The organism is Streptomyces apricus (assembly GCF_008369065.1).
Taxonomy (GTDB): domain Bacteria; phylum Actinomycetota; class Actinomycetes; order Streptomycetales; family Streptomycetaceae; genus Streptomyces; species Streptomyces apricus.
In genome coordinates this window covers 132660-140080 of sequence record NZ_VDFC01000046.1, presented here as the reverse complement: position 1 = coordinate 140080, position 7421 = coordinate 132660, and the positions used below count along the sequence as shown (strand labels likewise).

7 protein-coding genes are annotated in these 7421 nt (G+C 72.7%); 3 read left to right on the top strand and 4 right to left on the bottom strand.

From position 1 onward, the window contains the following. Nucleotides 1-526, bottom strand: a 526-nt coding sequence (locus tag FGF04_RS20690; RefSeq protein WP_149513740.1) for an NUDIX hydrolase, incomplete at its 3' end; no start/stop codon positions are given. Between the two features lie 70 nt (nucleotides 527-596). Further along, the gene (locus tag FGF04_RS20685; RefSeq protein WP_149512805.1) at nucleotides 597-1490 is read right to left on the bottom strand and encodes a DMT family transporter; all 894 of its coding nucleotides are present in this window, start codon (nucleotides 1488-1490) and stop codon (nucleotides 597-599) included. A 149-nt stretch (nucleotides 1491-1639) separates the two neighbouring features. Here FGF04_RS20685 and FGF04_RS20680 point away from each other — a divergent pair, with 149 nt between their 5' ends. The 3 genes from FGF04_RS20680 (at nucleotide 1640) to FGF04_RS20670 (ending at nucleotide 4775) form a co-directional block, all read left to right on the top strand. Further along, on the top strand, nucleotides 1640-3295 hold the full coding sequence (locus FGF04_RS20680; RefSeq protein ID WP_149512804.1) for an FAD-binding dehydrogenase: 1656 nt from the start codon (nucleotides 1640-1642) through the stop codon (nucleotides 3293-3295). Nucleotides 3296-3472: 177 nt separating this feature from the next. Further along, nucleotides 3473-4135, top strand: a complete 663-nt coding sequence (locus tag FGF04_RS20675) for a molybdopterin-dependent oxidoreductase (protein ID WP_149513739.1) — start codon at nucleotides 3473-3475, stop codon at nucleotides 4133-4135. Beyond that, nucleotides 4122-4775, top strand: coding sequence for a cytochrome b/b6 domain-containing protein (locus FGF04_RS20670; RefSeq protein WP_149512803.1), 654 nt, complete (start codon nucleotides 4122-4124; stop codon nucleotides 4773-4775). Before FGF04_RS20675 ends, FGF04_RS20670 begins: the two co-directional genes overlap by 14 nt. Nucleotides 4776-4881: 106 nt before the next feature. On the opposite strand, the gene bla is transcribed toward FGF04_RS20670, so the two are convergent. Together bla and FGF04_RS20660 are read right to left on the bottom strand one after the other, a co-directional pair. Then, on the bottom strand, nucleotides 4882-5808 hold the full coding sequence (gene bla, locus FGF04_RS20665) for a class A beta-lactamase (RefSeq protein ID WP_149512802.1): 927 nt from the start codon (nucleotides 5806-5808) through the stop codon (nucleotides 4882-4884). Nucleotides 5809-5989: 181 nt separating this feature from the next. Then, a complete protein-coding gene (locus FGF04_RS20660) occupies nucleotides 5990-7387 on the bottom strand; it encodes a GntP family permease (protein ID WP_149512801.1) in 1398 nt (465 codons plus the stop codon). Between the last annotated feature and the right edge of the window lie 34 nt (nucleotides 7388-7421).

Genomic DNA, 7421 nt, shown 5'->3' with positions numbered 1-7421 from the left:
CCTCCGTCCCCGCCCCGGCCGCACGAAAGGCCCGCAGCCGCGAATACGCCGCCAACCCGTCCGGCACGACCTCCCACTCCGCGAGCCGCGCCCGCACCTCCTCCTCCGGCAGGAACGCATGCCACGCGACCTCCTCCGRCTGCGGCGACACCGCCCCCTCCCACCGCACCTCGTACACGGCCGACCACCAGCTCTTRCCGGCCCCGTCGTCGTACAGGAACTTGAACAGGAAGGACGGCCGGGCCAGCCCGGACACCCCGAGCTCCTCCTCGGCCTCCCGCAGCGCCGCGTCGTCGTAGCTCTCGCCGGCGCCCACGACCCCGCCGACGAACAGGTCGTACAGGGAGGGGAACACCAGCTTGTCCGCCGTGCGCCGGTGCACGAACAGGCGCCCGTCCGCATCCCTGACCTGGATGAACGCGCACCGGTGCCGCAGCCCCCGCGCGTACACGTCCCCGCGCCGGGCCCGGCCCACCACCACGTCGTGCTCGTCGACGACGTCGAGAATCTCGTCAGCGGAACTCATCCGGCCATCAAAGCAGCCCACCCCCGGCGCCGGCCGGCAGGGCGCCGACCGACAGCCGACCGACGGGGCGTCAGCGGGGCTGCAGGTCCCGCACCCGCTGCCGGACCACGGCACCGCCCGGCATCGCCGGGTGCAGCCCCAGCAGGACCACCCCCACCACGATCCCGGCCAGCCCGGCCGCCTCCCAGGCCAGCGCCCCGGTGTCGGTGCGCAGCCGGTCCCCGAGGAACCCCACCCCGCAGGCGATCCCGGCGAGCGGCTGCGCGGCGGTCAGCGCGGGCAGCGACATCCGCAGCGGCGCGGTCTCGAAGGCGCTCTGCACCAGGACCAGCCCCGTGATCCCGAGGACGACGACCGCGTACACCTGCCATCCGGTGACCAGCGCCGTCCAGCCGCCGTCCGAGAACCGCTGGCCGCTGACCCGGGTGAGCGCGTCCTGCACGCCGTAGAGCAGCCCCGCCGCCACACCCAGCAGCGCCGGCCCCGCGCTCAGCCGCGAGCGCTTGGCGTACGCCGTCAGCAGCAGGGCGAGCCCGGTCATCACGCCGATGATCAGCCAGTGCCGCAGCGGGTCGGAGACGGCGTCGCCGCCCTCGGGCCGCCCGGCCACGATGAAGGCCGTCACCCCGCCGGCCAGGAGCAGCAGCCCTCCCCAGCCCTGTCTGCCGAGCGCCTGGCGGGTCCGGCACCGCGAGAGCGCGAGCGCGAACAGCAGGTTCGTCGCCAGGAGCGGTTCGACGAAGGACACCTCGCCGTGCGACAGCGCGATCGCGCCCAGCACCATGCCGGCCACCATGAACGCGATGCCGCCCAGCCAGCGCGGCACCTTCACCAGGTCCAGGAGCAGCCGGGGGGAGAGGAAGTCGCCCAGCGGGGCGTGCGCCGCCGCGTTCTGCTGGAGGACGAACCCGAAGCCCAGGCAGCAGGCGGCGCCTACGGCGAGGACGAGGACCAGGACCGACACGCTGCGTACCTCAAGACTTCGGACGGCGACGGGGCGAGGTGTGGGTAGCGCCGACTGTAGCCCGAGTATCCGGAACCGGGCAGTTGACTGGGTCACTCCGTTGCCCAAGGATCTGACCGATCAGTAACAAGGCCGAGGAGGACCTGCTCATGGCGTACGACGCAGACGTGATCGTGATCGGGGCGGGTCTCGCGGGACTCGCGGCGACCGCGGAACTCGTCGACGCGGGGCGCAAGGTGATCCTCCTCGACCAGGAGCCGGAGCAGTCGATCGGCGGCCAGGCGCACTGGTCGTTCGGCGGCCTCTTCTTCGTCGACTCGCCCGAACAGCGCCGGATGCGCATCAAGGACAGCCACGCGCTGGCCCTGCAGGACTGGATGGGCACCGCCGGCTTCGACCGCCCGGAGGACCACTGGCCCCGCCGGTGGGCCGAGGCGTACGTGGACTTCGCGGCCGGCGAGAAGCGCGGCTGGCTGCACCGGCAGGGCGTGCGCTGGTTCCCGGTGGTCGGGTGGGCCGAGCGCGGCGGCTACGACGCGGGCGGCCACGGCAACTCCGTCCCGCGCTTCCACATCACCTGGGGCACCGGCCCGGGGCTCGTCGCCCCCTTCGAGCGGCGGGTCCGCGCCGGCGTCGCGCAGGGCCTCGTCCAGCTGAAGTTCCGCCACCGCGTCACGGGGCTCTCGCGCAGCGCGGGCACGGTCGACACGGTGAGCGGCGAGATCCTGGAGCCGTCGGGCGTCGAGCGCGGCCGGGCCAGCAGCCGCAAGGTCACCGGCGCCTTCGAACTGCGCGCCCAGGCGGTGATCGTCACCTCCGGCGGCATCGGCGGCAACCACGACCTCGTCCGCGCCAACTGGCCCGAGCGCCTCGGCAGCCCGCCCGAGAACATGATCTCCGGAGTGCCCGCGCACGTGGACGGCGAGATGCTCGGCATCGCGGAGGCCACCGGCGCCCACCTCATCAACCGCGACCGCATGTGGCACTACACCGAGGGCATCCAGAACTGGAACCCCATCTGGGACAAGCACGGCATCCGCATCCTGCCCGGCCCGTCCTCGCTCTGGCTGGACGCCCGCGGCAACCGGCTGCCCGTACCGCTGTTCCCGGGCTTCGACACGCTCGGCACCCTCGAACACATCATGGGCACCGGGTACGACTACACGTGGTTCGTGCTCGACCAGAAGATCATCGGGAAGGAGTTCGCGCTCTCGGGCTCCGAGCAGAACCCCGACCTGACCGGCAAGTCCGTCAAGGGCGTCTTCCAGCGGGCGCGGACCGACGTGCCGGGGCCGGTGCGGGCGTTCATGGACAACGGCGCCGACTTCGTCGTGGAGAAGGACCTGGGCGCGCTCGTGCGCGGGATGAACGCGCTCACCGGGGAGGCGCTCATCGACGAGGACGCGCTGCGCCGCCTGATCACCGCGCGCGACCGGGAGATCGCCAACCCCTTCACCAAGGACCTTCAGGTGATGGCCGTCCGCGGCGCCCGGTCCTACCTCGGCGACAAGCTCATCCGCACGGCCACCCCGCACCGCATCCTCGACCCCAAGGCCGGGCCGCTCGTCGCCGTCCGCCTCAACATCCTCACCCGCAAGACGCTCGGCGGCCTGGAGACCGACCTCTCGTCCCGCGTGCTGACCGAGGGCGGCGACCCGCTGCCCGGGGTGTACGCGGCGGGGGAGGCGGCCGGGTTCGGCGGCGGCGGGGTCCACGGGTACCGGTCCCTGGAGGGCACCTTCCTCGGCGGCTGCCTCTTCTCCGGCCGCACGGCGGGCCGCGCCGCGGCGAAGGCCGTGAAGTGACGTCCCGGACCCGGACGACCCGGGACGTCATTACGGAATGCTGACGTGCACCCCCGGCCCCTGGCTTCCGGCGGCCGGGGATGCTCGAATCACCGTGTGAACCCGGAACTTTCCGCAGAGGCTGCAGGCGACCCCGAAGGAGCCGGCGCCCCGGTCGGACGCCGGCTCGTGCTCGGGATGCTCGGACTGGGCGTCCTGGGCGTGGCCACCGCGCCCACCGTCCAGCGCGGCCTGGAGTCCTTCCTCGGCGGCGCCGCGACCAAGGACCCCACCGGCCTGACCGGCCTCCTGCCCAACGGCGGCGGCTTCCGCTACTACTCGGTCACCTCCTCCGTCCCGCACAAGGACGAGGACTCGTACCGCCTGAAGGTCGACGGCCTGGTCGACCACCCCGCCACGTACACGCTGGCCGACCTGCGCGCCCTGCCGCAGACGCGGATGGTCCGCGACGTCCAGTGCGTCACCGGCTGGCGGGTGCCCGACACCCCCTTCGAAGGGGTGCGGCTGTCCCACCTGCTGGACGCCGCGGGGGTGCGGTCCACGGCCGGGGCGGTCCGCTTCACCTGCTTCGACGGGGCGTACTCGGAGAGCCTGACCCTCTCCCAGGCCCGCCGCGACGACGTCCTGGTCGCCCTGCGCATGCAGGACGAGGACATCGGGCACTCCCACGGCGGCCCGGTCCGCCTCTACGTGGCTCCCATGTACTTCTACAAGTCGGCGAAATGGCTCTCCGGCATCACCGTCACCGAGGACGTCCGGCCCGGCTACTGGGAAGAGCGGGGCTATGACATCGACGCCTGGGTGGGCCGGTCGAACGGGCGGGACGATGACGCGACCTGAGACCGGGACCCCGACGGCACCGGACCCGGGGGAACGCCTCGCGGGCGCGCTGCGGGTGCGCCGCTTCACCCCCGCCGAACGCTGGGTGCACCGTGCGACGGCCCTCCTGATGGGCCTGTGCGTCCTGAGCGCGGCCTGCCTCTACCTGCCCCAACTCGCCGAACTCGTGGGCCGCCGCGCCCTGGTCGTCCGGGTGCACGAATGGTCCGGGCTGCTCCTGCCGGTGCCCGTCCTGGCCGGGCTCGCCTCCCGCGCCTTCCGGGCCGACCTGCGGCTGCTCAACCGCTTCGGGCCGCACGACCGCGTCTGGCTGCGGTCGGCGCTGCGCCGCGACGCCCGGCCCGCGTCCCGGCCGGCCGGGAAGTTCAACGCGGGGCAGAAGACGTACGCGGCGTGGATCGCCGGCGCCGTCCTGGTCATGCTCGGCACGGGGCTGCTGATGTGGTTCACCCACCTCGCCCCGCTGGTGTGGCGCACGAGCGCGACCTTCGTCCACGACTGGCTGGCGCTGACCGTCGGGCTGGTCCTCGCCGGGCACATCGGGATGGCGCTCGCCCGCCCGGAGTCCCGAAGGGGCCTGCGGACGGGCGAGGTCAGCCATGAGTGGGCCGAGCGGGAACACCCGCTCTGGCGGCCGTGACCACGTGAGGCCCGCTCCGGTGGCCGTGACCACGTGACACCCGCTCCGGCGGCCGTGACCGCATGACGGGGGCCGCCTGACCCGGTGTCCGCCTAGCCCAGCGCGGCTAACCCAGCGCGGCCGCCAGCAGTTCGGCGGCCCGGGCGACGAGTTCGTCGTCCTTCGGGGCATCGGGGTCGGGCTTGGTGGACAGGACGGCCAGCACGACGGGTGCCCCGTCCGGCGTCCACGCGACGCCCACGTCGTTGCTGGTGCCGTAGCTGCCCGTGCCGGTCTTGTCGCCGAGCGCCCAGTCCGCGGGCAGTCCCTTGCGGAAGCGGGCGGTGCTCGTGGTGTTGGCCAGCAGCCACTCGGTCAGCTGCCGCCTGTCCCGGGGCACGAGCGCGTCACCGAGGACGAGCCTCCCGTACGTGCGCCCGATGGCGGCCGGGCTGGTCACGTCCGTCGTGCGCCACGGCTCGGCCGAGTTGAGCTCGGGCTCCCACCGGTCGAGGCGGGTCGTGGGGTCCCCGACCGAACGGCAGAAGCGCGTGACGGCGGTCGGGCCGCCCAGCTCGCGCAGCAGCAGGTTCGCCGCGGCGTTGTCGCTGTGCGCGATGGCGGCGTGGCAGAGCGCGGAGACGGTCATGCCGTGGGCGAGGTTGTCCGGCAGGCCCGTGACCGGGGAGCCGCCCGCGTCGGTGAGGTCCTGCGCGGTGTACCGGATCCGCAGGTCCAGGAACTCGCCGCGCCGGTCGAGGTCCCGCAGGACGGCCGCGGCGGCGAGGGTCTTGAAGACCGAACACATGGGAAACGTTTCTTCCGCGCGGTGGCGCACGGTTTCGCCGGTGGCCGTGTTGCGGGCGTAGACGCCGAGGCGGGCGCCGTGGGCGCGCTCCAGCTCGGTGAGGGCCCTGGTCACGGAGGTGCGCCTCGCGGCCGGGACGGCCTTCGCGGCCGCCTGGGCGGACGGGGCCGCGGCGGTCGCCAGGGCGGCTCCCGCGCCCAGGGCCAGTACGGTTCGGCGGCTGCGGTGGGGTGTCGAGCTGTGCAAGGTGGCTCTCTCTTCCGCTGCGAACGTTGATCAGTTGCGTAGAGGGAGACTTCCGAGGGGCTCGGGTGGTTCCTGTTGTGTTCTGAAGTGGCTGGTTGCGTGTGGCTGGTTGCGTGTGGACGGGCGCGCGGTTCCCCGCGCCCCTGAAAGCCGTGCCCGGCCTTCAGGGGCGCGGGCCCGGCTAGATCACCAGCGACAGCAGCAGGACCAGGCCTCCGGCGACCACCGAGATGATGGTCTCCATGACCGACCAGGTCTTGATCGTCTGGCCGACGCTCAGCCCGAAGTACTCCTTGACCAGCCAGAACCCGGCGTCGTTGACATGGCTGAAGAACAGCGAGCCGGCGCCGATCGCCAGGACGAGCAGCGCGGCGTGCGTGGTCGACATGTCGGCCGCGAGCGGGGCCACCAGACCGGCCGCCGAGATGGTGGCGACGGTCGCGGAACCGGTCGCGAGCCGGATCGCGACGGCGATCAGCCAGGCGAGCAGCAGCGCGGGGATCGACCAGTCCTTGGAGATGTCCAGGATCATCTGGCCGACGCCGGAGTCGATGAGCGTCTGCTTGAAGCCGCCGCCCGCGCCGACGATCAGCAGGATGCCCGCGATCGGGGCCAGGGACTTCTCCACGGTCGAGGAGAGCCGGTCCTTGGTGAAGCCGGCCGCCCGGCCCAGGGTGAACATGCCCACGAGGACGGCCGCGAGCAGGGCGATCAGCGGCGAGCCGATCACGTCGAAGACGCGCTGCACCATGGCCTCGGGGTCGTCGACGACGATGTCCACCAGCGCCTTGGCGAGCATCAGCACGACCGGCAGCAGCACGGTGGCGAGGGTGGCGCCGAAGCCGGGACGCCTGTCCAGGTCCTCGGAGGCGCGCTGGGGGATCATCTTCTCCGGGGCCGGGACGTCCACCCAGCGGGCCGCGTACTTCGAGAAGACCGGACCCGCGATGATCACCGTGGGGATGGCGACGAGGATGCCGAGGGCGAGGGTGACGCCGAGGTTGGCCCCGACCGCGTCGATCGCGACCAGCGGGCCGGGGTGCGGCGGGATCAGCCCGTGCATCACGGACAGGCCGGCCAGCGCCGGGACGCCGATGCGCATCAGCGAGTAGTTGCCGCGCTTGGCCACCATCAGGACGACGGGGATGAGCAGCACGATGCCGACCTCGAAGAAGAGCGGCAGCCCGATCACCGAGGCGATCAGCACCATCGCCCAGGGCATCGAACGGCCGCCGGCCTTCTCCAGGATCGTGTCGACGATCTGGTCGGCGCCGCCGGAGTCCGCGAGCAGCTTGCCGAGGATCGCGCCGAGCGCGATCAGCACGCCCACACCGGCGACGGTCGACCCGAGGCCGGACGAGAAGCTGGTGATCACCTTGTCGAGCGGGGCCCCGGCGAAGGCGCCGAGCGCGAGCGACCCGATGGTCAGCGCGAGGAACGCGTGGAGCCGGAACTTGGTGATGAGCAGGACGATGACGGCGATGCCCGCCAGTACGGCGATGCCCAGCTGAGCGTGGCCCGCCGAGGTGATCGGCTCGACGGGGTCCGCTGCCAGCATCTCGACGCTGAGTCTGGTCACGGTGCTTTTCCTTGCGATGGGGAGGGAGGGGGAG